Origin of the sequence: Vibrio sp. 10N.222.52.B12 (genome assembly GCF_002875385.1) — a bacterium.
Classification (GTDB): Bacteria; Pseudomonadota; Gammaproteobacteria; order Enterobacterales; family Vibrionaceae; genus Vibrio; species Vibrio jasicida.
The window spans coordinates 1-24,184 of the sequence record NZ_MDAW01000182.1 but is presented as its reverse complement, the minus strand read 5'-3'; the positions used below and the strand labels follow the sequence as shown (position 1 = coordinate 24,184).

The window sequence follows — 24,184 nt, the reverse complement described above, 5'->3', positions numbered from 1 at the left end:
AATTTACTGAGCTTATGATTAATTGTCGCGGAATGATCGTTTGTGTTGGTGGAAGTGAAAGGCCAAAAAACAAAAGGCCAGCTCTCGCGAACTGACCTTTGAAGAGGGAAGAGTGATAGAGGTTTATTGAGGTGCTTTCATCGCTTCTGATTGATCGCCCGTCATCACGAAGTGCAACTCACCACCCGGTTTGAACTCGGAATGGTCGAAGAAGAAACCGTTATCCAACGCTTTGCCATTGATGGTGACAGACTTGATGTACATGTTGTCATCGGCGTTGTTTTCAGTGGTGATAGTGAACGTGCCGCCTTTAACCGGAATCACCGCTTTGTCGAATAGCGGACGACCCACAGTGTAAATCGGTTCTGCTGCGTTCACTTGGTAGAAGCCTAATGCAGACATCACATACCAAGCGGACATTGCGCCCACGTCTTCGTTACCAATGACGCCTTCTGGAGCAGCGAAATACATGTCATCCAGAATGTGGTCGACGACTTGTTGCGTCTTCCATGGTTCTGCGGTCCAGTTAAATAGGTAAGGAATGTGGTGCGGAGGCTCGTTACCAAACGCAACTTGACCAATCAAACCAGACATATCCGGTGTTTCTGTGCCTTGGCTTTCTGCGGTGAAGGTGGCTTCTAGGTTTTTCTGGAACTCAGCATCGCCACCCATGATGGTTTTTAAGCCCGCGATGTCATGCGGTACAAACCAAGTCCACTGCCATGCGTTACCTTCGGTGTAGTTACCTGTCTCATGTTCTGTGCCGTATGGGTCGAATGGCGTCATGAAGGTTTCATCAATCATCACTGGGCGCATAAAGCCCGTCACGCCATGTTCTGCGTATTCCGTTGGGTTGTAATCGAAGTACTTCTTGTAGCCTTTCGAGCGTTCAAGGTATTGCTCTTCCGCTTGAGTATCACCGGCTGCTTTGGCGATTTGCGCGATGGCCCAATCGTAGAACGCGTTTTCTAAACCGTAAGAAACAGACTCAACTGTGTAGTCTTCAAATACTGGCTCACCATCGACACGTTGGATGGCAGGCGTGAAGCCGTTTTTCTCAATGTAGTCGATGTGCTTGGTTAAAGTACGATCCAATACGCCCTGATCCCAATCGGCCTGCAGTGCAGGGTAGTTCTCGTAAGTCGAAGAGTCGATCGCGGCTTTCAGCGCCAGCTCTTTCTCTTGTTGAGTAAACTCTTCTGGGAACTTGGTGATCGCATCCGCAATCACTGCTACCGCTGGGTAGCCGACCATGGTGCCTGTCTCGTCACCTAAGTGTTCCCACTTCGGCAGCAAGCCGCTTTCAGTGTACTTCTGAACTAGGTTCTTCGCGTATTGCACCGCGCGAGTTGGTTCAGTGATGGTTTTTAGTGGGTGCAATGCACGTTGGGTATCCCATAGAGAGTAAACCGAGAAGTTTGGTTGTTCTTCCGTTGCTTGACCGTAAGCGATGGAGTATTCCCCTTCGCCTTCACGAATTGAGCCTTTGCCCATGCCTCGGAATCGACCATCTACGTCTTGGTGCACCATCGGCGCAATTTTGGTGTGGTAAAGCGCGGTGTAGAAGATCTCTTTCTGATCTTCCGTGCCCCCTTCAATTGAGAAGTTGAGTGCTTTTGCCCATTTCTCACGTGCGTTGTTACGCGCAGTATCGAAAGAGACATTCGCTTCGGCATCGTAGTTGTTTTCTGCGCCTTGTGGGTCAACCGCAGATAACGCCACTTGCGCATTCAACTCTTGTGAGCCTTCATCTTCAAATTCGATGTAGGCAGTGACGTCTGCTTTGACACGCTTAACTGGATTACCTTGGTCATCGTAAATCAATTCAGAAACGTGCTCTGCCGTTAGGCCGTCAACAGGCTCACCATTAGCAAGGATGTAGACGTCTTTGATCTTCTTATCGAAAGTCGCATAGAAGAAGATTTTTTGGTTTTTCGCCCAGCCAGAGAAGTGCGCTGCATCGCGCTCGCCCGTGATGGTATGACCGTCTTCGCTCACCGTCAGTTTGTTGCGCAGAGAGGTCGAACCCCAGTCGCTGTTAAGGATGGAGTTGAGGTCTATCTTCAGACGTTGTGGTTGACCTTGCGGGTAGGTGTAACGATGGAAGCCGACACGTTCAGAAGCCGTAAGCTCAGCTTTGATACCGTTCTCTGCAATTTTCACCGAGTAGTAACCCGCTTCTGCCACTTCAGAGGTTTTGTCCATCTTGACTGAAATCGCTTCGCGGTAGTCGTCGCTGTCTTCGATGTATTTAGCTTTATCTTCGGTAAACGGCAGGAACAGAATGTCACCTAAGCCGCCCATGCCCGTGCCAGATAGGTGAGTGTGGGAGAAGCCAAATAAGGTCTTTTTATCAAAATGGTAACCTGATGAAGAGTGCCAGCCGATCAGCTCGGTATCTGGAGAAAGTTGCACCATGCCCTCTGGCACAACAGGACCCGGGAAGGTGTGTCCGTTAAAGCCGGTACCAATGAATGGGTCGACGTATTTTAGGTTGGAAGTATCGACGCTTGGTGAGGTGTTATCGTCGTCATCGTTGCAGCCAGCCAAACCAATAACACTTGTAATTACTGCGGTGGCGATAGCGGTTTTCGTAAAGTTCATAATCTTGATTCCTTAGGCAGGAAGCGCATTACTTCCTGCCACTGAGTTAATCTATCTGCTTATTCTTTAAACACGAATTACATAAAACGTTACTGAGCTTGAAGCGCTTCTTGCTTGTCACCCGTCATGACGAAGTGAAGCTCGCCGCCCGCTTTGATTTCGCTGTGCTTGAAGGTGAAGTTGGCATCCAGCGGTTTGCCGTTGATGGTTACGGACTTCACGTACTTGTTGTGTGGGCTGTTATTGTCTGCGATGACTGTGAACTCGCCGCCTTCCACTGGAATGGTGATTTCATCAAACATAGGGCGACCGATGGTGTAGACCGGATCCGCAGGCGTCACTTGGTAGAAGCCCATTGCCGACATCAAGTACCAAGAGCTCATCTGACCTACGTCTTCGTTACCAATCAAACCAGTTGGCTCGCTGGTGTACATCTCTGACATGATGCGGTCTAGGTACTCTTGCGCTTTCCATGGCTCATCCGTTAGCGTGTATAGGTAAGGAATGTGGTGCGATGGCTCGTTACCGTGCATGTACTGGCCGATATAACCCGTTAGGTCTGGTAGCTCTTCACCTGTGTTTGAAGAACGCGCATTGAATAGCTCGTCCAAGTCTTCACGGAAGGCTTTCTCTGGCGTGGTGTCTTTGCCTTGTGCCAAGTCTGCTTGGTAGATTTCTTGTTTCAGACGGTTGAAATCGTGCATTGGTTGGAACTTCCATTGCCACGCGTTCCCTTCGGTGTAGGCAAACTCGTCCACGTAGTAAGGGTCAAATGGTAGCAGCGGGCATTTCTCTTTCATCACGCCTGAGCCTTCAGGCCATTCAACCATTTCACACTCATCCAAACGATCTTCATCAATCGGTTGGTTGAACTCCAAAGGCGGTTTGTTTGGTGATGAGCTCAGCGGGTGGTTTTTCGGACGTAAGAAGCCAGTCTCTGCATCCCAATGGTTAAGCCAGTTGTCGGCACGAGTCATAAACTCTTCTTGCAGTTTTACATCGCCAGCCATGCGCGCGATTTCTGCCATTGCCCAGTCGCCGTAAGCAAACTCAAGCGTGTAAGACGCACTGTTCCAGTAACCGTGATGAACAAAGCCGTTTTCTTCGTACACCTTCACTTGCACAACGTTTGCTGCGCCGATGTTGTTGTCTTCCGTCCAATCTGGGAATTCAGACGCTTCGTGGTAACGCACCGTAAACTCAGCCGCTTCTTTGGCCAGTTGTGGGTCGATGTCTAAACCTTTCGCCATCGCGTCAGCAATGATCGAAACCGCAGGGAAGCCGATCATAGTGCCCGTGTAATGGCTGTGCAGTTCCCATTTCGGCAAGATGCCACCGTCTTCGTATTTACGAATTAAGTCGTTGGCAAACTCTTCGGCACGTTCTGGGTCGATGATGGTTTTCAGTGGGTGCGCAGCACGGAATGTATCCCACATGGAATACACGGAGTAGTTTGGTGTGTCGCCTGCGTCTTTTTGAATGCGAGTACGCATCGCTGGGTATTGACCGTCGACATCTTGGAAAATCATTGGCGCGATAGAAGCGTGGTAAAGCGCGGTGTAGAAGATCTCTTTCTGATCTTCCGTGCCGCCAGATACCATCATGCGGCTAAGCTCTTGGTGCCATGCGTCGTTGGCTTGAGCGCGCGCAGTATCAAATGACACGTCTTTCGCTTCTGCTTCTAGGTTCTTCTCCGCACCCTCTGTGCCTGTTGGTGATAAGCCTACTTGGATTTCTAGCGGTGTTGATGATGGTGCGAATTCTAGGTAAGCGATGGTTTTCACTGCGTCGATGTTGTCGTTGTTTACATCGATTTCGGTTTCTGCGCCGTCAACTAAAGCAATGGCTTTGACGATAGGTTGGTTGAAGGTGGCGTAGAAGTAGACGTGCTGGTTGTTCGCCCAGCCGTTTGAGCTACGTAAACCGCGGATGGTGTAAGCGTCGATAAACTCCAAGTCGCCCTTCATGGTGCGGTTGTTGAAGTGACCTTTATTGAGAGTGTGGTCTAAATCGAACTTGATGTGTGGCGTCGTGCCTTCTTTGAAGGTGTAGCGGTGGAAGCCAACACGTTGCGTGGTAGTTAGCTCAGCTTTGATTTCGCCTTTGTTCAGTTCAACCGCGTAGTAACCCGCTTCTGCGGTTTCGTTGTCTTTATCGAAGGTATTGAAAACGGCGTTTTCTTTCTTGGTGAAAGGCAAAACTAAGATGTCACCAAGGTCGGTAATGCCTGTGCCTGAAAGGTGAGTGTGGGAGAAGCCATACACTGGGATTTCAGTCAGCTTGCCGTGGTCGAAGTAACCTGCAGCAGAGCCCCAACCTTCCATTTCGGTATCAGGAGATAGTTGTACCAAACCATAAGGCACAACCGCGCCTGGGAAGGTGTGACCATCTGCGCCTGTACCAATCAATGGATTGACGTATTGGGTTAGCGTGGTGTCGAGGGATGGTGTTCCAGATTTGCTGTTGTCGTCATCACTGTTACAACCAGCAAGACCAAACATGGCAGCGAGTATAGCGGTAGAGATAAGGGTTCTTTTTAGTTTCATTTTTATGGTTCCACTGAAGTGAAGTTTTTTAGGGGGCTAGGTGCCCCCTTTCGTTATTTGGATAGGTGTCGGTTATTGTGCTTTCATCGCTTCAGATTTGTCTGAAGTCATAACGAAATGCAGTTCACCACCGTCTTTCAAATCGCTGTGCGCGAAGCTGAAGTTGTCACTCAATTGTTTGCCATTGATGGTCACCGACTTCACGTAGATGCTCTCTTGGCTGTTGTTTTCTGAGGTGATGGTGAATTTACCGTCCGCGACTGGAATCACGGCTTTGTCGAACAGAGGACGACCGATGGTGTAACTTGCTTCGCCCGGTGTGACTTGGTAGAAGCCCAATGCAGACATCACATACCATGCCGACATCTGACCGACGTCTTCGTTACCAATCAGACCTTCATGCGTTGGGTGGTAGAACTCGTTCATCGCTTGGTCGACAATTTCTTGTGTCTTCCAAGGTTCCGCCGTCCAGTTGTATAGGTAAGGAACGTGGTGATCAGGCTCGTTACCCATCACGAACTGACCGATGTAGCCAGACATGTCGTGTGATTGGCTCGTATCGGCGTTGGAGTCCGCATTAAACAGCGCATTCAAGTTGGCTAAGAATGCCGCTTTACCTTGTTCGGTTACGTCTTCAGGAAGAGAGAAGTCAGTACGGTCGATGTGCTCGCCACCCATCACGTTAGCCAGACCGTTCAAGTTGTGCGGTGCAAACCATGTCCATTGCCATGTATTGCCTTCGGTGAAGTCTTCACCACGGTGCTCGGCGCGGTAAGGCCAGAACACGTCACTTTCGTTGAGTGCTTTGCGGTCTTTACACGCGTTGTAGTCCATACCGTCTGGGATAGACAGCGCCATGTTCTCGTCCAAACATTCGGCTTTCAGGTTGTTTGCCCAAACCTTGCTGCCGCTGTTCATGTAAGCCGGACGCATAAAGCCCGTTGCACCCAATGCGTTGCCTTTGGTGTCTTGCAGTTTGCCGTATTGCTCTGGGTTGTAATCGAAGTAGTTCTTGAACGACTCTGAGCGAGCCATGTAGCGGTCGTACTGTTGGTCGTTGCCCGCAAGTTTAGCGATCTGAGCGATACACCAGTCGTAGTATGCGTTCTCAAGACCGTAAGACACCGACTCGTTCACGAGCTCGTCGTATTTATCGACTTTTAAGCCTTCTACGTAACCCGGTTTGTCACCAGAATCCGGCGCCCATTTGGTGTTAGCTGGAATAAAGCCGACGTCTTCTTGGTAGTCGTTGTGACGCGTCATGATCGTGAAGCGTTTGTCACCGTTCCAAGCATCTTGGTAAGGCACCCAGCTCTCTGTTTTATCAAGGTTGAAGTTGACTGTTTCGTCAGCCGCTTTCAGTGCCAAATCAAACTCAGCAGCAGTAAAGGCTTCTGGGTGTTTGACCATGATATCGGCGATAACCGAGACCGCAGGGTGACCGACCATTTCACCGGTGTAATCCGAGTGCAGTTCCCATTTTGGCAAGACACCGCCCGTTTGGTATTTGTTCAATAGATCGCGTGCGTGTTCAATCGCGCGGTCTTTGTTGATGATGGTTTTCAGTGGGTGTGCGGCGCGGAAGGTATCCCACATTGAGTACACTGAATAGTTGACTAAGCCATCTTCTGCTTGGTGCACTTTGCCATCCATGCCACGGTATTTGCCATCCACGTCTTGGTATAGGAATGGGGCAACAAACGTACGGTAGAGCGAGGTGTAGAACATGGTTTTGTCAGCTTTGTTGCCGCCTTCCAGTTCAAACTCGCCAAGGATGTTTTCCCAAGCCACGCGGTTTTGTTGTACGACGTTGTCGAAGTCCCAGCCGTTGGTGTCTGCTTCTAGGTTTTTCAGTGCGCCGTCAACACCAGTGCCAGAAATCGCTACTTTGACCACCAATGGCTCATCGCTCTTGCCAAAGTTCAAGTGCGTCAGGACATCGTTTGCGCGTTTTGCCAAACGTTCTGGGTCAGGTTCTGGTTCGCCCGGCATTGGTTTGTGCTCAGCGTAGCCGCGGTAATCTTCCAAGCCGACTTCAGTAGCGTCAGTTGGAGTCAGTTTGCTTTCAGAAGCCAGCTTGGTGTACAGGTTCTCTTCAATGATTGGATCAGAGAATTCTGCCGCGAAGAACACGGTTTGCCATTGACCCCATTCGTTTGAGGTACGTGCGCCTACGACGGTAGTGTCGTTAACGCGTTTGTAGTAGATGCTGCGAGAGTGATTGCCGTATTGCTCCAACAGTTCGTGTTGCAGGTCGATACGTACTTTGCGGTCTTCACCCGGCTTGAAGGTGTAACGTTGGAACGCCACGCGGTCGGTTGCCGAAAGCTCAGCTTTTACGCCGGTTTCTACAAGATCAACCGAGTAGTAACCAACTTCTGCCACTTCCGAGCTTTTATCCATGGTCACGGCATCGGTATTAAAGCCTGTGTATGGCAAGAAAGCGAAGTCGTTTAAGTCGCCTTTACCTGCGCCGGAAATGTGGGTCATTGAGAAGCCAGAAAGCAGGCTGTGCACAGGATCGTACTCGACAGGCGAGCCTTTGCCATTCCAACCGTTTGGATCGAAGTTATCTGGTGACGGTTGAATCATACCTTCTGGCATAACTGGAGATGGGTTAACGTTGCCAAGACCTTTAGTGCCGATCAAGGTATCAACGAATTCCAAAGTAGGGGTAGAGATAACCGGAGTTTCTGGGTCAGAGTCGCTGCCACAACCAGCAAGACCAAGCATGGCGGTTAACACTGCGGTGGAGAGTAGGGTTCTTTTTAATTTCATTGTTTTTATTCCACGAGAAAAGGGGACATGAGGTCCCCGCAAAATCATTATTCGCCTAGGTTGGCTTGCATTGCTTCAGACTTGTCAGCCGTCATCACGAAGTGCAGTTCGCCGCCTGCTTTGAATTCGCTGTGCTGGAAGGTGTTGTACACATCCAGAGGCTTACCGTTGATGGTCACTTCTTTGATGTACATGTTGTCTGGACCGTTGTTCTCAGCCGTTACCGTGAAGGTGCCAGAGCCAATGTCTACCGTCGCTTTGTCGAAGATTGGACGACCGATGCTGTAGGTTGGATCGGTTGGCGAGATTTGGTAGAAGCCCAGTGCTGACATCAAGTACCACGCCGACATTTGACCTACGTCTTCGTTACCGATGATGCCGTCTGGCGTTGGTTTGTAGAACTGGTCGTAAACTTGGTCTAGGTATTCCTGCGCCTTGTAAGACTCTTCAGTACGGTTGTACAAGTAGATGACGTGGTGCGAAGGCTCGTTACCGTGAATGTACTGACCGATGTAGCCTGTCATGTCTTGGTGCGCTTCGCCGCCATTTGGATCGGCAGTAAATAGGTTGTTCAGCTTATCGTTCAGACCTTGCGTGCCGCCCATGATTTCAGTCAGCTTGTCTAAGTCTTGCATGAACGCCCATTGCCACTGCCACGCGTTACCTTCTGTGTAGTAGAACGCGTCAGACTTGTAAGGGTCGAAATCAGTTGAAGCGTATTTCAGCGCACATGGGTCGCCTTCTTTCAGTTCTGTTGGTACGAAGAAGCCTGTGCCGTCTGCGTTACCTGCTTCTGCATCCCAGTGTTTCAAAGAGTTGTAAGAACGAGCTTTGAACTCTTCATACGCGTCCATATCGCCAGCAGCTTTCGCCATTTCTGCGATCGTCCAATCGTAGAATGAGAATTCCAACGAGTACGATACTGAGTTCCAGTTCGGGTAACGAACACACTGTTCTTTCTCGTGGTAATTCAGCTGACCTGCCATAAGTGAGCTTAGGATGTCGTCATGAATCTGTGGGTACTCATGCGGTGTGTAGCGTGCTGATTTCACCGACGCCGTGTAAGCCTGCTCTGCATCAATCAAGCCTTTGGTTACCGCATCGCCCAGAATCGCTGCCGATGGGTAGCCGATCATGGTGCCGGTTTCTGAGCCGTGACCTTCCCATTTCGGCAATAGACCAAACTCGTCGTTGGATTTACGAATCAAGTCTTTCACGTATAGCGTTGCTTGGTCTGGGTCGATGATGGTCCACATTGGGTGAACGGCGCGGAACGTATCCCACGTTGAGTAAATTGAGTAGTTTGGTGTGTCGCCATCTTTCAGTGTGCGCACTGTGCCAAGCATATCCACGTATTGACCATCCACATCGTAGAACTCGATTGGCGCGATCATCATATGGTACATGCCAGTGTAGAAGTTGGTTTTCTCTGCGTCTGTGCCGCCTTCTACTTTGATTTTTGCTAGCTTCTCAGCCCACGCGTATTCCGCGTCTTCTTTCACTTGTGCTAGGTCGAAACTTGGTGCTTCTGCTTCTAAGTTTTTCTGTGCGCCTTGCCAGTTAACAGGAGAGATACCCACGCGGATTTCAATTGGCTCTTCGCCTGTGCCGAAGTTTAGGTAAGCGGTCAGATCATCGCCTGAGTAAACCGCGCCATTGCGCATTTCGCGCGTTGGTTCAAGGTCTTGTTCGCCCAATAGTGCTTTGGCGATTGGTTGGTTGAATTTCGCGTAGAAGAAGATGTCCTGACCTTGGTGGTCTTGCCCTTGGAACCAGCCAGTTGAGGTTTTACGACCGCGAATGGTGTATTCGTCCACCACTTCTACTTTGTTCTTCAAAGACTTGCCGTTGTTGTTCATTAGGGTATGACCCAAATCGAACTTCACGTTGCGGTCCGCGCCTTCAGCAAAAGTGTATTTGTGCAAACCAACGCGTTTGGTTGCGCTCAGTTCTACTTCGATTTGACCTTGGTTTAGCTTGGTTTTGTAGTAGCCTGCGCTTGCTTCTTCATTGGCTTTGTCGAAAGAGTTCAGTTGTGTGTTCGCCATGTCTGCGTAAGGCAGAACCAAGATGTCGCCTAAGTCAGTTGCGCCTGTACCTGAAAGGTGAGTATGGGAGAAGCCGTACAGCGGAACGTCAGTGTTAACCACTTCGCCAGTTTCGTAGTTGGATGAATCCCAGTAGCCAGAAGCCGAGTGCCATGGGTTAAGTCCTGATTCGTGATCAGTGTTAGAACCGATGAAAGTATCTGGAGACAGTTGAACCATACCTGCCGGTACCGTCGCGCCCGGGAATGTATGACCAGAAGCTGCTGTGCCGATCATAGGATCGACGTATTTCAACACCGCGAGATCCACAATTGGATCGCCCGGCAGTGAAGAGGAAGAATCGTTGTCGCTGTTACAGCCAGCCAAGCCACCCGTCAGACCAACCAGGATAGCCAAAGAGATAAGATTACGTTTAAACATGTGCATACCGTTTTGTCGTTATTCGTATATAAAAAGTGTTTATAAGAGACTGTTTATAAGGGACTGCTTATAAAATTTTCTTGTAGGGATAGCCGGGAGATGCGCTCCCCCGGCTGAGTTGTCACTATTGGGATTAACGAGAACCTGCTGGCATCTCGTCTTCATGCAAGAACTCACCGATGCCTTGTGCTGGTGGAAGATCTTGCTCTAGAGAGCCCCAACGTTGATTTGGTTTGTCGCCCATCACGAACTCCAGCTCACCGCCGTACATGATTTCGTCATGAGTCAGGTAAGTGCGGTTGAAGTCTTTGCCGTTGTAGCGAGTCGATTGAATGAAGATGTTTTTGCGGCTAACGTTCTTCGCGGTAACCGTGAATTTCTGGTTGTTGCCGACATCGATAGACGCGCTTTCAAACAGCGGAGTACCGATTTCGTAGATGCCAGAAGAAGCGTTCACTGGGTAGAAGCCAAGCGCACGGAACACAAACCACGCAGAGAGCGTACCGAAGTCGTCGTTACCACAAATGCCGTCAGCGGTGTTCTTGTAGCAAATGTTGGTTGCTGCGGCGATGGCTGCCTGACCTTTCCAAGGTTGACCTACGTAGTTGTACAAGTACGGAACGTGGATATCTGGTTCGTTACCTTGAACGTGCTGACCAACGTTACCTGTGTTGAACACTGGGAATTGGTTGTCGCCTGCGTTGCGGTCTGGGTAGGTTGACCAGTACTCATCCAAGCGCGCTGCAAACAAGTCACCGCGTTCTGCTTCAGGGTTTTGTGTCTTGTCGAAGCGTGTCATCAGGTCAATCAAGCCATGAATGTCGTGCTGAACACTGAACGAGTATTGCCAGCCGTTCGACTCAGAGAATGACCAGTTGAACATGTCTGGACGCCAGTCTTTACCAACCGCACGACCGGTGATTGGGTCTACCCAACCTGCATCGATAAACTCGCCATCGTAGTCACGGGCTTTGAACCAACCTTGGTATTGCTTACCACCGAAGTCGAATTGCGCTTGCCAGTTTTTAGAACGGTTAGCGAACTCGGTGTAGCGTGGATCTTCTTCACCAAATACTTCTTTGACCGATTGCGCGATTGCCCAGTCGTTCATTGAGTATTCAAGCGAGTAAGATGCTGTCCAAGAGTCTTTAAATGGTGAGTGACCGCCGTAAGAATCTGGTGGAGTGTCGTGCAATTGCGCTGGCACGTAACCTTGTTCTTCGTACTCTTTGATCCATGCTACGCCTTGGCTCGTTGCGGCGCGCGCGTCAGTGATCATCGCTTCAACCAAGCGCTCTTTCACGTCTTTGCGCTCTGCTTCTGTAAAGCCAAGATCGATCATGCGTTTTTCTAGTGAGCCTTTCGACAACACATCGTGAATCACAGGCGTTGAGTGCATGCCCATCATCATGCCGGTTTCGTTGCCTTTGAATGTCCACTCAGGCAGACGACCTTTGCGCACGTTGCCTTTGTCATCCACCCATTCTTCTTCGGCGTAAGACAGCATAGACAGCACCACGTCTGCTAAGCGGTCTGGCTCAAGAATCGAAGACAGAGGTTGAACTGCGCGGTAGGTATCCCATAACGAGAAAGTGTCGTAGCGCGTGAAGTCTGCTTTGCCATCTTTGTTAGCATCGGCAGTGCGGATTGACTCTTTCAGCGTATCAATCTTATCGCCCCAAGGTGTGTTGCCATCTGGGTAAGCGTTACGACCTTGGTGAACTTGGCGGTAGCGACCATCTAAGTCAGAGTGAATGGTTTGACCTAGGTACGAGTGGTACATCGCGGTGTAGAACGTCTGTTTGTAATCTTCGTCGCCAGAGACTTGGATCTTGCCGAGTTCGTCTTCCCATTTCTTCGTTGCTGCTTCGCGTACTTGGTCGAAGTTCATGCCCGCAACTTCTGTCATGTTAAGAGAAGCACCAGACTTGCCGTTCTCGCCAATCTCAACGTTTGATAGCGCCAATTTCGCTTCAACCGTTAAGCCGTCTTTTGATGTGTCGAACTCTACGTAAGCGCGTGCGTACTGATACTTGCCGCGAGTCTCGTTACCGATTTCCGTAATGCCTTCTGGCACGTCCATGTAACGACCTTGCTCTTTATCGTAGTAAGCAAAGCGAACGTTTTTGATTGGTTGGTCGAATTCCATCACGAAGAATTCTTTTTGGCTTGGTGCCCAGCCGTCAGAGAAACGGTGACCTTCTAGACGGTTATTGTCTTTGTCCCATTTCAAGTAAGAATCTGAGGTGTAGTCCCAGTTAATTTTGAAGCCAGTGTTCACGATGATTTCTGACTTCTCATCACGAGGGAAGGTGTAGCGGTGCACGCCAACGCGATCCGACGCCGTCAACTCGGCTTTGATGTCGTAATCCAATAGATCGACTTTGTAGTAGCCTGCTGTCGCTTGCTCGTCACGATGTTGGAAGCGAGACGCTTCTAGGTTTAGCGTTGCCGAACCTTCATCAATCATGTAATCCGAACGTGAGTTGATTGGCATGACGAGAATGTCGTTCAAGTCGCCAGCACCTGCTCCGGAAAGGTGGGTATGAGAGAAACCGGAAGTACGTGCGTCGTGGTGGTAGTAGCCTGAAATGTATTCCCAGCCGTTAGAACCGTTGTTTGGAGAAAGCTGCACCATGCCGTGTGGTGTGGTTGCTCCAGGGTAGGTGTTGCCTAGGTTACCTGTGCCGATGAATGGGTTGACGTAGCGTGTTACGTCCATATCGGCGAAATCTACTGGGATGTGAACGCCCATGTCGATTTCGGGTGTTTCTGGGTTTGGCTTGTCATCGCAGTCGCCATCGCCAACTGGAGGACATACTGGCTTGCCGCCGTCAGGAATATCCGGCAGTGCAGGGTTGGTGTCACCGCCTTCATAAATGTTGGTTGTGTCGTCGTTACAGCCAGTCAGACCGACTAGACCACTGAGAACTGCGCAAGCGAGTAGGGAAGGTTTGAATTTCACTTTTAAAGCCTTGTAAATTGTAGGGTTATATAATTAAAAAAATCAGGGGTATTACTAAAACTTAAAAACTTGAAATAGAGCCCTTTGGGGGAAAGGGCTCTTAGGGGGAGGAGCTTAAGGTTTAAGCTTTCACAAGAGTCGCTGCGTTACGCATCGCTTCTTTCGTTGAACACTCAACAACGTTTGCTTTTGCAAAGCGGTGAGCGTCTTTTACTTGGATATCGTGAGCTAGAATAACCAGCTTCGCGTTTGCTACATCTAGGTCAGTGATGCGGTTCTGGATACCGTTTTGACCTTGAGTTTCTACTTTGATTTTCAGACCCGCTGCAGCACCTGCTTTCTCTAGTGCTTTCGCTGCCATGAATGTGTGTGCTACGCCAGATGGGCAACATGTTACTGCTACGATGTCGTACTCGCCTTCGCCTGCTGCTGGAGCCGCTTGAGCTTGTGCAGGTGCTGCTTCTGCGATTTCGTCTTCTGCTTCTTCTTCAGCAACTGGTTTCCAGAAGCCAACGATAACTGCTGTTGTTAGTGAGCCTAGTGCGATACCCACAACGTACATTGGGATGTTGCTTGATACAGGAGCTGTGATTAGACCGCCCCATGGTGCGTGTAGCAGTACGTCTGTTAGGAAGCCGAACACACAGCCAACGATACCACCAGCAACGATTGAAGGAAGAACGCGTACAGGGTCGTTTGCTGCGAATGGGATAGCACCTTCAGAGATACCGATAGAACCCATGATTGCTGCTGCTTTACCTGCTTCTTGTTCTTGCTTAGTGAACTTCTTCTTGAATAGGAATGTTGCTAGCGCCATACCTAGAGGAGGCGTACAGATTGCGATACCAACACCACCCATTAGCCATGGTTGTGTATCAACTTGAGTTTGAGCGAATAGCGTTGCTACCTTGTTGATTGGACCGCCCATATCGAATGCAGTCATACCACCAAGAATCGTACCTAGAACCACTTTAGAAGCGCCAGCCATAGAAGCTAGGAATTCGTTCATAGACGCCATGAAGATCTTGATTGGCTCACCGATACCCCATAGAACGATACCTGCAGAGATAAGCGTACCTAGTAGAGGGTAGATGAAGTAAGCGCCCAACGCAGTCATGTTAGCAGAAAGAGGGATCTTCTTAAGTTGGAATACTACACCACCTGCGATGAAACCCGCTACGATACAACCAAGGAAGCCGCCGCCCATGTCAGCCATGATGCCAGAAGAGATCATCGCTGGTGCTAGTGCTGGTTTGTCTGCAATTGAGTAACCGATGAAGCCACCAAGAATAATTGGGAACAGCACCAGACCTTTAATACCGATATTAGAAATATCAGCCAATAAACCGTCCGCAGGAACCGCACCTTTACCTGATGCCATTACCGCTAGCGCCAGTAGTACACCACCCGCAACGATAAATGGAAGCATGTGAGAAGTACCGAATAAAAGGTGACCTTTCATGGTACTTAGGATTTTTTTGAAATCGCTATTATTACTAGCTTGAGCTGTGATTGTACTCATAATTTCACGCCTTATGAATTAATTAAAATATTTAGTATTTGGTTTTCGTCTTTTGCGTTATGAATATCTTCAATAAACTCTTCGCTAAATTTACCGAACAATTCTTGAAGAACATAAATATGGTGGTCGGCACCGTTATCTGGTGAGGCAATCATGAAGAATACGGTCGGTTTGACTCCCTCTTCGTCGCCATACTCGATGCCTTCGCGCTTTACGCCAACAGCAATTGCAGGCTCTGTAACCGCTTTGCTTTTTGCGTGTGGGTAAGCGATACCGTCCATTGAAGTCACGCTTAATGCTTCACGTGCTTCTATGTCGGTTAAAAAAGCCTCTTTGCTGCTGATTCGATTATTTTCGAATAGCATCTGTGCTAGCTCTTCAAAGACTTCTTTTTTATTATTTGCTTGAAGGTTGCCTTTAATTAAATTGACGTTTGTTAGTTCTGTAATCATTTTTTGACTCATTGGTACTGAAGTAATGAGGCAAATTTAATTAATGTTACGGTTTTCTGAAATAGTAAAAAAAATCCAATAACTATATTTTTGTATCACTGAGAGCTAAGTGTGATAGAAGTCATTAATATCAATGAGCTAGAAGGGAATTAGTATTGTGACTTATATTCCATTTATTTTGAAATTAATAATGAAGCTTGAAAATAAACGAGAAGGGAATCAAATATGGTTAAATTTTGCTATAAAAAAGAGGCTTTGTGCTAAAGGCTATATATACCCAAGTAACCTCGAGATGCTAGGTTCAGCGAGAATGACTTGGTTTGTAGACGCGGCGGCGATTTAAAGGTCTAGTGGGTCTAAATCAAGAATCGACAACAAAGTATACAAGCCAAGACAACTCGCCCTTTGGGAGCGTGTCATTGACTCGACTTCTGCGTCAAACAACTTGGAAAGAGCTGGCTATTACGCTGCGTTGTTTTCCTTCACCTCGAATCAATGACAACGCTCTGAATCCTGCATCTTGAAGTCACTTGGGTATAGTAACCCTTTTATTAACGTAATTTTCTATCTCTTTGAGAAAAGAAATAAAGCGCTTAGGAGAGCCGATAGTGAGCTCAGCTAGTTCCTCCCCTTGATATGCATTGTTCAATGTAAGCTCCGAATTTGAAGCCAAGAGGAGGTTAGGAAGGGGTGTTACGCTGAATTTGGCTAATCCATTAAGACGGATTTTTGTACTTGTGCAGCAAATCTAACGGGATATGGCAGTAGTCATTGGGAAAGCGCGTGAGTCGGTCTTGGTGCTCATCATCACTTGGCACATAGTTTGTGAGTGGCAGTACTTCTACGGCGATCTTCTCAGCATCCGGTCTTGCTGCGATAAACGCTTTAGCGATGGCTAGGTGTTGTTCGTTTTGGCTGTAGACACCAGTACGGTACTTCTCACCTACGTCTTCACCTTGCTTGTTAACACTGTGTGGGTCGATGATCTCAAATAGATACCCCATTAAAGTTTCAACCGAAACCTGCTTAGGGTCGAACTGGGTTTTCACGCATTCTGCGTAGCCATCGTATTCGGATTGAGTGTTCTCTGTTGAGCCATTCGCTCGTCCTGCCTCGGTGCTGATTACGCCGGGAAGGTGGCGCATAAACTCTTGAACACCCCAAAGGCATCCGCCTGCGAAGTAAATTTCTTCCATCATTCTGTCCTGAAAAACTTTGCGCCATTATGGGCATCACTTTCGCTCAAACACAACTCCAACCATAAAACAGGAACAACTCGGTGGTGATTTGCTCTCTTTTTTGTGCTGCGTTTCCTCGTTAGATTGAACCCAGTTGAGAGCTAGGGGGAATCCTAATGAAAATTGAACATATCGCGATTTGGACTGAACGTTTGGAAGAGCTTAAAGCCTTCTATGAGAAATACTTTAACGCGGTGCCTAACGACAAATACCACAATCCAACCAAGCAGTTTTCATCTTACTTTCTTTCGTTTGAAAGTGGCGCACGATTGGAGTTAATGTCGATGGAAGGTGTGACCGCCTGTGAAAAATCTCATGCAATGCAGGTAACGGGGTTAGCACACTTTGCCTTTGCTTTAGGATCAGAACAAGCAGTGGATCAACTAACCAAAACCTTAGTGGATGATGGCTACCAATGGATCGACGGTCCGAGACAAACAGGTGATGGCTATTATGAAAGCTGCGTGTTAGATCCGGATGGCAACCGTCTTGAGCTTACGGTGTAACGCGACTTAGCTTATTTCTATCGTTCACAGGCTGCTTTCATATGAAAGTGTTCGGGCGTATACTGCAAGCTCATCAAAAAGGAGCGAGCCTGTGAACTCAAGACAAAATGAAATCCTGCAATTGGTTAATGACCGCAAACGCGTTCAAGTGACGGAGCTTTCTGACATCATTGGCGTGTCGGGCGTGACCATCAGACAGGATTTGAACTTCCTTGAGCAGCAAGGCTACTTAAAGCGTGTACATGGCGCTGCGACGGCGCTGCAAAGTGACGATATTGATACGCGACTCGAAGTGCGCTTCGACATCAAACAAGCGTTAGCCAACAAAGCGGCAGACTTGGTATCACCAAACGAAACCGTATTAATCGAAGGCGGCAGTGCCAATGCGCTCTTGGCTCGCACGTTGGCTGAACGTGGTGACGTCACCATCATTACCCCATCGGCGTACATCGCCCACCTCATCCGTAACACCTCAGCGAACATCATCTTGCTTGGTGGTGTGTATCAGCATCAAGGCGAGAGTTTGGTTGGACCGCTGACTAAGCTGTGTATTGAAAACATTCATTTCAGCACGGCTTTTTTGGGTATTGACGGTTTCCATCAAGACACAGGCTTTACTAGCCGAGACATGATGCGCGCAGAAATCGCCGAAACCATTATTGCGAAAAAGCGTCGTAACATCGTGCTGACGGACTCAAGTAAGTTTGGGCAAATCTACCCATCTTCGATTGGTAAAACGAGTGAAATCTCGGTGTTGTTAACCGACGAAGCCGCTCCGAAAAGCGACCTCGAACAGTTGAGAAAGCAAGGTGTGGAAGTGGTGTTGGGTTAAGCCGACTCACGAACAATGAGTTTGGGAGGTAGGATCAAGCTGTAAGGCTCGCTGTCTTCTTGCTTCAATTGATTGATCAATCGTTTTGCCGCTTGTCTTCCCATCTCTCGTGCATTGGAATTAACGAAGGTGAGCGGTGGTTCAATTAACTCTGCTTCTTCAACATCATCAAAACCAATTACCGATACTTGCTCGCCGATAAACTGATCTTTACCGATGGAACGACCTGCTCGATGTATGCCATAAACCGCGCCTAGTGCTGTCGAGGAATGGTGACAAAGAACCGCAGTAATCTGTGGATGTTCCAACAACAGTTGCTGCACAGTTTGAGCTGCAGACGCTTGGCTTTTCTCACACTCGACCACCCACTCTGGTTTGAAAGGCAAACCAAACTGCATCAGGGTTGAACAATACCCACCAATACGCTCAGCACGACACAAAGAACTGCTCGCGCCGCCAACATAAGCGATTCTTCGGTGCCCTTGCTTAACCAGATGCTCCGTCGCCAACTTGGCAGCGTACATGTTGTCTGGTCCCACGTAGTCGATTTGCTTATCCACCGAAGCGCGTGAAATGCACACCATTGGCAGATTGTGCTGCTTGAGGTTTTCGACATTGAACTGCTGGCTTTCACCAATCGGGCAAAATGCGATACCACCAACACCTTGGCGTGCCATGGTTAATACACACTTCTCAAACTTTTCTTGGCTATCCCCACTTTGAGCCAGAAACAGCATGTAACCTTGCTGCTCGATTTCCTCACTCAATCCTGCCGCGACTTCTGCGTAATAGGGATCACTGATGTCTTTGAGGATCAGTCCAATGATTTCACTGGAGTTGGATCGTAAGTTGGCAGCGGCACGGTTACGGATATAGCCGAGCTCTTCTACCGCAGCGTTGACCTTTTCTATTGTGTCTGGAGAGATCCGCCCTTTATTCCCCAACACCATAGAGACGGTGGTAACTGACACGCCAGCATGTTTAGCGACTTCTGTAATGGTCACTTTTTTTGACGACATAGATTCACTTTATGGATTAGAAAAACGTTTTATCATCAAACTGTAACCCTATTAGGTTGATTTTAAAAGCCCTACAAAGTTTGTGGAAAAAGATATCTAACTCGATCACAGAATTTTTGGTAAAACGTTTTATCAAAATTTTTAGCAGCGTATATTGAGTGCATAAAAACAACACTTCATGCGCACATAATGTGATGTGTATGAGCCCTACAAGTTCTCAATTTCCGGAGACAAACTATGTCTAAAAGCAATAAATCGACCATGTGGGAGTTCTTGCAAAGCCTCGGTAAGACCTTCATGTTGCCAGTCGCGCTGCTGGCATTTTCAGGTATTCTTCTTGGTGTCGGCAGCTCGTTTTCTAGCGCCGCTATCAAAGAAGCCATCCCATTTTTAGACAACACCCCTCTGCAATACCTGTTTATGTGGATGACCAAAATCGGTCTTGTCGCATTCATCTACTTGCCTGTGATGTTCGCCGTTGCTATCCCGCTTGGATTAGCGCGTGAAGAAAAAGGTGTGGCAGGTTTCGCGGGTTTCGTTGGTTATGCTGCGTTCAACCTTGCGATCAACTTCTTCCTAACCGTCGCTGGTGTACTAGACAGTGAAGCGGAACGTGCCGCTTATGGCGTGAAAAGCATCATCGGGATTGAATCGATTGATACTGGTATTCTTGGCGCGGTGATCGTTGGTGTGATAGTTGCGAAACTTCACCAGCGTTTTTACACCTTCAAAATGCCAGATGCACTAGCGTTCTTTGGTGGCGCTCGTTTTGTTCCAATCATTTCTGCATTGGTGCTGGGCGTTGTCGGTGTGTTTATCCCATTCGTATGGCCTTACTTTGCTGCAGGCATCAATGGTATCGGTCATGTGATTGAAGGTGCGGGCGATTTCGGTCCAATGCTGTTTGGTACGGGCGAACGTTTGTTGCTGCCAATCGGTCTTCACCACATCTTAGTTGCGCTGATTCGATTCACTGAAGCAGGCGGTACTATGGACGTGTGTGGTCAAACCGTGTCTGGCGCACTAAACATCTTCTACTCTGAATTGTCTTGTCCTGACACAACGACGTTTACTCCGGAAGTCACGGCATTCTTGTCTCAAGGTAAAATGCCAACCTTCCTAGGCGGTTTACCGGGTGCGGCTCTTGCTATGTACCACTGTGCTCGCCCTGAGAACCGCTCAAAAATCAAAGCACTGCTTATCTCTGGCGTCGTAGCTTGTGTGGTAGGTGGTATCACTGAGCCGCTTGAATTCTTGTTCCTATTTGTTGCGCCAGTGCTTTACTTCGTCCATGCGATTCTGACTGGTTTGGGCTTTATGGTGATGGGCTTGCTTGATGTCACCATCGGTAACACAGACGGCAATCTGATTGACTTCTTGGTGTTCGGTATCCTGCAAGGCACAGCGACGAAATGGTACTTAGTACCGCTGGTGGCGGGTGTTTGGTTCGTGGTTTATTACTCAGTGTTTAAGTTTGCGATCACTAAGTTCAACCTAAAAACACCAGGTCGTGAAGTCGACACGGCGGAAGTGGACAAAGAGCTTGAAGCCGCTTTCATCAATGAATCTGGCAAAGGTGCCGCAGTATTGGCAGCTCTTGGTGGCAAAGAGAACATCACGGCTCTGGATAACTGCATCACTCGTCTTCGCTTGTCTGTTAACGACATGAGTTTGGTCGACGACGCTAAGTTGAAAGCCAACGGCGCTCTGGGCGTAGTGAAGCTTGATGAGCACAACCTGCAAGTCGTTATTGGCACGCAAGTTCACCTTGTGAAGAACGAAATGCAAGCCATCATGTCTGCAAGCTAATCACTGCCTTGATAGATGCTCCCCCTCGGCACAATCTCCATCCTCCCCCCAATGAGATTGTGACGAGGGACCTTAATATTGGAATATTCGTATGACTCAGAATTTCGACTTTGATACACCGATTGATCGCACCGGCACTTACTGCACGCAGTGGGACTACGTTCAGGATAGATTTGGAAAACCGGGTTTATTGCCGTTTACCATTTCAGATATGGATTTTGCTGCGCCAGAGCCCGTGATGGATGTACTTAAACAACGTTTAGAGCATCCGGTATTAGGTTATAGCCGCTGGAACCATGAGGATTTTAAGTCCGCGATTTGCTACTGGTATCAAACTCGTTTTGACTGCGAAATCGACACTCAGCAAGTGGTGTACGGACCATCGGTTATCTACATTGTGTCAAAGTTGATTGAGCAATGGAGTCAGCTGGGACAGGGCGTGGTGTTCCATACACCAGCTTATGATGCGTTCGACAAAATGATTGAAGGGCAAGGTCGTGCGTGCGTTCGCAGTCCGCTCATCAAGCAGCAAGGTCGATTTGAAATTGACTGGCAAGATCTGGAAACCAAACTCGCTGACCAGAACAACACTGTGCTGTTGTTATGCAGCCCTCACAACCCAACAGGGCGAGTGTGGAGCCAAAGCGAATTGGAAAAGATGGCGGAGCTTTGTAACCAACACCAAGTCAAAGTGGTTTCGGATGAGATCCACATGGACGTGAGCTTTAAGCGTCACATCCCTTACGTGGGGTTTGGTCGTTCACAAGATTGGGCTGTGGTTACATCGGCGTCTAAATCATTCAATATTCCAGCCTTGAATGGCGCATATGCGTTGATCGCGGATTCACCAACTCGCGAACGTTATCTGCATAAACTCAAAGAGGTGGATGGTCTTTCATCGCCCTCTATCATGGGCGTGCTTGGTACGATGGCGGCTTATCGTCATGGAGAGCCTTGGCTAAAGGCACTCAACGAGTATGTATTGGCTAACCATCAATACGTGAAAGAAGCACTGGAAAGCGCCTTTCCTGAGGTGAGCTACCTTGTTCCAGACGCGACCTATTTAGCATGGATTGACTTATCTGTTTTGAATCTAGATATGACGCTGCTTAATCAGGCGTTAATTGAGCGATTCAATGTCGCCATCATGTCTGGAGATGTTTATGGCGATTCTGGTAAAGGCTATCTCAGGCTCAATCTGGGTTGCCCAAGAAGCAAAGTCGAGCAAGGCGTTTCAGCCTTGATTCAAGCGATCAAATTGCAGCGTTAAACCATCGCAGGAGAGTGTGAGATGTCACTGTTCAAGCTAGATAACGTGATTCAAAAATACGCTTGGGGAAGTAAAGAGTCGATTTCTAAACTATTTGGCATCGACAATGTGAACCATCAACCTCAAGCTGAAATTTGGATGGGAGCGCACCCTAATGGCTGCTCGCGCCTCGCAACAACCGGTGAGTTATTGTCTGATGTGATTGCGAGAGACAAAGCAAACATGTTTGGTGATTACACCATGATGCGTTTCGGTGAACTTCCGTATCTATTCAAAGTGCTTGCGGCGGATTCTCCGCTCTCGATTCAAGTTCATCCGAGCAAGCGAAAAGCTGAGCTTAGTTTTGCACGAGAGAATGAACAAGGTATTCCGCTTGATGCCCCTAATCGCAATTACAAAGACGCCAATCACAAGCCAGAGTTGGTCTACGCACTGACTTTCTACAAGGCGATGAATGGCTTTCGTCCGATAGAACAGATACTGACGCTGTTCCGCCAATTCGGTATTCGCAGTTTAGACAGCGAAGTGACCGCGCTAGCCGAGCACCCAAATCAAGACGGGTTGAAAGACTTCTTCACGGCGATCATGACCTTGAGCGAAGCTCATAAAATTCAAGCCTTGGCAGAACTGGACGCAGCGTTAGAGCGTGGTCCAAAGACGGTATTGGAAAGAGAAGTGCTCAGTTATGTGGCGGAATTTCAAAAGCATTACCCGCAAGACATAGGATCGCTATCTCCGTTGATGTTGAACACGATAGAACTTGCGCCCGGGGAAGCGATGTTCCTCCATGCCGAAACGCCTCATGCGTATGTGCAAGGTACAGCGTTGGAAATCATGGCGAATTCTGACAACGTACTTAGAGCTGGGTTAACGCCCAAGTACATTGATGTGGATGAGCTTATCGCCAATACGGCATTTCACACCACACAACCGGAACTGATTAAGCTGCCGCCAATCCACAAAGAGGGCAAGTTGAGCTATCCAATTCCGGTGGACGATTTTGGGTTTGATATTCTCTCTTCCGATGAAGAATGTAAGCAACAGTCCCCAGAGTTCTTGATAAACAAGGTCTACTGTTTTGCTGCGTAATACTAAGGCATTGTGTTGCATTGAGCTTTTGATATCACGATAACCCAATTCGATTTCCCAACGTTCGTGGTAGAGTTCGGCTACTGCCTTCGCGTCGTAGTTTGTTCTAGGAAGGGAGGTAAAAACGGTTTTCTGCTTACCTTGTACTTCGTAGGTCACCGCTCTGACTTGCCATTTCTCAGGTAAACTAGGGTTCTTTTTGCGAGCTTGCGGAGAGACTTTCATTTCGATGAGCATGTCATTACTTTCTTCTTCATCTAGAAGTGTGTATTTCAGCCCCTTCCTTGCTGGTATCAACCAATGCCTATTAATACCGCTATTTTGAAGAGAGAGAAGTAAGTCTGCACCGTAAAACCCTTTATCCAATAACGTCACAGAGTTATCTGGCAAAGAGTCGATGAAGGGCATAGCAAGCGGGATTTCACCCCGCCGATAGGGGCTTATGGCGGCGTCAACGATGACATGAGAGCGGACATTCATTATAGTCACAACTCTTAGCACTGGATGCGGTGTCTGTCTGTTGCTAGAGGTATTACCCGAGCCAAAGTGCTCTCTAAGTTCGGGGGTATCCGCGGTTCGAAAAAGAGCACCGTCTACAGCAAAAACTTGTAATCCTTGCCACGTATCATCACGGTATCGCTCAAGACCCCACGTCCGCCCACATTGTTTAAACAACCACTCTGGTGCAGCTCTACCTAAACGTTGCCTTGCCTGAGTTAAAGCACTTTTTGCTAATAACTCTTCATCAGCTAAGCCATCCGCACAGACATTCATTCTTCGTGCAACTTCGGCAATAGGTTCATTACGAAAGAAGGCCATACCGACAATTAACCACAAGACCATATCACTTGGTAATCGACGCCGGCGAATAGTTGCTTTATCAGAAAGACTGGCCGCCTTAACAATCCACTCATCTGGAATATGTTCAGAGAAAGTAGTGAGTTGAGCTACATCAACAGGATTTTCTTCGAGGAAATCGGCAAAACAGTTTTGGATAGACATAAAAAATCGGAAGCCTAGAAACAGGCTTCCGATTATCTCTCAGCAGAAGGATCGGTCAACCGATCCTTATCTGATCTACATTGC

At 48.3% G+C, this 24,184-nt stretch carries 13 protein-coding genes and 2 pseudogenes; 5 read left to right on the top strand and 10 right to left on the bottom strand.

The annotated features are described in order from the left end of the window. Positions 1-123 precede the first annotated feature (123 nt). From BCT11_RS27860 to BCT11_RS27820, 8 genes are all read right to left on the bottom strand, one after another. On the bottom strand, positions 124-2,604 hold the full coding sequence (locus BCT11_RS27860) for a GH92 family glycosyl hydrolase (protein ID WP_102390062.1): 2,481 nt from the start codon (positions 2,602-2,604) through the stop codon (positions 124-126). 89 nt (positions 2,605-2,693) lie between these two features. Then, positions 2,694-5,150, bottom strand: coding sequence for a GH92 family glycosyl hydrolase (locus BCT11_RS27855; protein WP_102390060.1), 2,457 nt, complete (start codon positions 5,148-5,150; stop codon positions 2,694-2,696). Positions 5,151-5,222: 72 nt separating this feature from the next. Next, entirely contained in the window at positions 5,223-7,928 is a 2,706-nt protein-coding gene (locus BCT11_RS27850) for a GH92 family glycosyl hydrolase (RefSeq protein ID WP_102390058.1), read from the bottom strand. 47 nt (positions 7,929-7,975) lie between these two features. Further along, a complete protein-coding gene (locus tag BCT11_RS27845) occupies positions 7,976-10,396 on the bottom strand; it encodes a GH92 family glycosyl hydrolase (protein ID WP_029809482.1) in 2,421 nt (806 codons plus the stop codon). A 133-nt stretch (positions 10,397-10,529) separates the two neighbouring features. After that, a complete protein-coding gene (locus BCT11_RS27840) occupies positions 10,530-13,361 on the bottom strand; it encodes a GH92 family glycosyl hydrolase (RefSeq protein ID WP_102390056.1) in 2,832 nt (943 codons plus the stop codon). A gap of 121 nt (positions 13,362-13,482) precedes the next feature. Continuing rightward, entirely contained in the window at positions 13,483-14,883 is a 1,401-nt protein-coding gene (locus BCT11_RS27835) for a fructose-specific PTS transporter subunit EIIC (protein WP_010453114.1), read from the bottom strand. Between the two features lie 11 nt (positions 14,884-14,894). After that, entirely contained in the window at positions 14,895-15,335 is a 441-nt protein-coding gene (locus BCT11_RS27830; RefSeq protein ID WP_005436338.1) for a PTS sugar transporter subunit IIA, read from the bottom strand. Between the two features lie 716 nt (positions 15,336-16,051). Next, positions 16,052-16,531 carry a peptide-methionine (S)-S-oxide reductase gene (locus tag BCT11_RS27820; RefSeq protein WP_102390052.1) on the bottom strand — a complete coding sequence of 160 codons (480 nt, stop codon included), beginning with the start codon at positions 16,529-16,531 and terminating at the stop codon, positions 16,052-16,054. Between the two features lie 158 nt (positions 16,532-16,689). Between BCT11_RS27820 and BCT11_RS27815 the strand changes: the two genes are divergently transcribed. Together BCT11_RS27815 and BCT11_RS27810 are read left to right on the top strand one after the other, a co-directional pair. Then, positions 16,690-17,079 carry a VOC family protein gene (locus BCT11_RS27815; RefSeq protein WP_102390051.1) on the top strand — a complete coding sequence of 130 codons (390 nt, stop codon included), beginning with the start codon at positions 16,690-16,692 and terminating at the stop codon, positions 17,077-17,079. A gap of 91 nt (positions 17,080-17,170) precedes the next feature. Beyond that, positions 17,171-17,911, top strand: coding sequence for a DNA-binding transcriptional regulator YciT (locus tag BCT11_RS27810; protein WP_005436345.1), 741 nt, complete (start codon positions 17,171-17,173; stop codon positions 17,909-17,911). Here the strand turns inward: BCT11_RS27810 and malI are convergent. After that, positions 17,908-18,930, bottom strand: a complete 1,023-nt coding sequence (malI, locus tag BCT11_RS27805) for a Mal regulon transcriptional regulator MalI (RefSeq protein ID WP_005453001.1) — start codon at positions 18,928-18,930, stop codon at positions 17,908-17,910. The two genes, BCT11_RS27810 and malI, sit on opposite strands and share 4 nt — an antisense overlap. A gap of 237 nt (positions 18,931-19,167) precedes the next feature. Here malI and malX point away from each other — a divergent pair, with 237 nt between their 5' ends. The 3 genes and pseudogenes from malX to manA all read left to right on the top strand — a co-directional run. Continuing rightward, the gene (gene malX / locus BCT11_RS27800) at positions 19,168-20,739 is read left to right on the top strand and encodes a maltose/glucose-specific PTS transporter subunit IIBC (protein WP_102390050.1); all 1,572 of its coding nucleotides are present in this window, start codon (positions 19,168-19,170) and stop codon (positions 20,737-20,739) included. A gap of 91 nt (positions 20,740-20,830) precedes the next feature. Next, positions 20,831-22,009 (top strand): MalY/PatB family protein, encoded by a 1,179-nt coding sequence (locus tag BCT11_RS27795; protein ID WP_102390031.1) that lies wholly within the window; start codon positions 20,831-20,833, stop codon positions 22,007-22,009. A 21-nt stretch (positions 22,010-22,030) separates the two neighbouring features. Beyond that, positions 22,031-23,053: pseudogene (gene manA / locus BCT11_RS27790) on the top strand (mannose-6-phosphate isomerase, class I); the annotation flags it as partial. Here the strand turns inward: manA and BCT11_RS27785 are convergent. After that, a pseudogene (locus tag BCT11_RS27785) lies at positions 23,027-24,100 on the bottom strand (IS4 family transposase); the annotation flags it as partial. The pseudogenes manA and BCT11_RS27785 overlap by 27 nt on opposite strands. Positions 24,101-24,184: the final 84 nt, after the last annotated feature.

Excerpts from the sequence above, each read along its gene's own strand:
- BCT11_RS27830 (WP_005436338.1), bottom strand. The coding sequence starts at position 15,335 with ATGATTACAGAACTAACAAACGTCAATTTAATTAAAGGCAACCTTCAA.
- malI (WP_005453001.1), bottom strand. The coding sequence starts at position 18,930 with ATGTCGTCAAAAAAAGTGACCATTACAGAAGTCGCTAAACATGCTGGC.
- BCT11_RS27795 (WP_102390031.1), top strand. The coding sequence starts at position 20,831 with ATGACTCAGAATTTCGACTTTGATACACCGATTGATCGCACCGGCACT.
- BCT11_RS27850 (WP_102390058.1), bottom strand. The coding sequence starts at position 7,928 with ATGAAATTAAAAAGAACCCTACTCTCCACCGCAGTGTTAACCGCCATG.
- BCT11_RS27815 (WP_102390051.1), top strand. The coding sequence starts at position 16,690 with ATGAAAATTGAACATATCGCGATTTGGACTGAACGTTTGGAAGAGCTT.
- BCT11_RS27835 (WP_010453114.1), bottom strand. The coding sequence starts at position 14,883 with ATGAGTACAATCACAGCTCAAGCTAGTAATAATAGCGATTTCAAAAAA.
- malX (WP_102390050.1), top strand. The coding sequence starts at position 19,168 with ATGTCTAAAAGCAATAAATCGACCATGTGGGAGTTCTTGCAAAGCCTC.
- BCT11_RS27820 (WP_102390052.1), bottom strand. The coding sequence starts at position 16,531 with ATGGAAGAAATTTACTTCGCAGGCGGATGCCTTTGGGGTGTTCAAGAG.
- BCT11_RS27860 (WP_102390062.1), bottom strand. The coding sequence starts at position 2,604 with ATGAACTTTACGAAAACCGCTATCGCCACCGCAGTAATTACAAGTGTT.
- BCT11_RS27855 (WP_102390060.1), bottom strand. The coding sequence starts at position 5,150 with ATGAAACTAAAAAGAACCCTTATCTCTACCGCTATACTCGCTGCCATG.
- BCT11_RS27845 (WP_029809482.1), bottom strand. The coding sequence starts at position 10,396 with ATGTTTAAACGTAATCTTATCTCTTTGGCTATCCTGGTTGGTCTGACG.